Source organism: Flavobacterium xizangense, assembly GCF_054075145.1.
Map to the genome: position 1 here is coordinate 1 of NZ_JBSIPG010000302.1, position 240 is coordinate 240.

A 240-nucleotide genomic window follows, 5' to 3' on the forward strand; every position below is an offset into this window, starting at 1 on the left:
GGCGAATTATTTTCTTTCAAAATGCTTTCAAAAAGCGGAATTGCTTTCTCATATCTTTTTCCATTAAAATCATTTTCTGCTTTTTTCAAAGTTTCTTCAGACACGCCTCTCTCTGTAAAATAAGCACTTTCTGGATGATTGTAATCTTCAAAATTTGGATAATGTTTATAATCAAAGAAAAACAATCCGAACATAATAATTACCGATGCGGCAACGGCAAAATACCACGGCTTAAGCGAT

The 240-nt window shown here is 32.9% G+C and carries 1 pseudogene; it reads right to left on the bottom strand.

The annotated features are described in order from the left end of the window. Positions 1-240 (bottom strand): annotated as a pseudogene (locus tag ACWA1B_RS23530) (tetratricopeptide repeat protein); the annotation flags it as partial.